The sequence below is a fragment of the Catellatospora aurea genome (genome assembly GCF_042663325.1).
GTDB lineage: Bacteria > Actinomycetota > Actinomycetes > Mycobacteriales > Micromonosporaceae > Catellatospora > Catellatospora aurea.
In genome coordinates this window covers 1-711 of the sequence record NZ_JBHTAC010000116.1, presented here as the reverse complement: position 1 = coordinate 711, position 711 = coordinate 1, and the positions used below count along the sequence as shown (strand labels likewise).

The 711-nt window shown below is 47.3% G+C and carries 1 protein-coding gene; it reads right to left on the bottom strand.

What is annotated here, in order from left to right; all coding sequences use genetic code 11:
- Positions 1-695, bottom strand: a 695-nt coding sequence (locus tag ACFQO7_RS37745) for a hypothetical protein (RefSeq protein WP_376810896.1), incomplete at its 3' end; no start/stop codon positions are given.
- Positions 696-711: the final 16 nt, after the last annotated feature.

The window sequence follows — 711 nt, the reverse complement described above, 5'->3', positions numbered from 1 at the left end:
CGATACCGCTCAACGATGTCCTCAGCCTCAATGGCTAACTCACTATCCTTCCCGATTGAGTTTAGCACGGTATCGTGAACGATCGAGAACGCTAGTATTTCTCTTCCGACGTTCTCAGTCAGGTACACATTTTTGTCGACCGTGACGGGGATGGGGATACCACTTTCTAATCGGGTTCTTAGATTGGCGTCCGCTATCTCGCCCTCCTCAAGTACCAATGAGCCGCCCTTCTCTTGCGATAACACTGACGCATGCTCGGCTATCTCCGAGAGTGCATTAGCGCAGCCCGTGGAACTTCTACAATCCTCAATGAAGTCTTTATAGTAGACAATGGCTGGTTCAATATTGGTTAGGCTATTTGGATTATACCCAGAGGCAGTCATGTCGGCATCGCGTAACCATTCAACAGCGGACTCAATCGAGATCGAGGCAGTCCGCTCCATTTGGTTAATATCTCTGCTGTTGATGTTTGAGCCAGATTTGATCTCTACTAACAGCAGTGTGTCATCATTGTACAAGACAAAGTCAGGTTCAGCAGTAATGTCTTGCCGTGAGTCCGTGATTTCAACGAATGACCCAACTAGCCGATATCCTAAATCATAGAGCGATTCGCTTGGGTTGTACCCTTTAAATGCGTTGAAGAATACATTATAAGAATCAACTTCTCTCTTCTGTCGAACCCACCGCTCAGTCATGCAATCAACTCCCGCG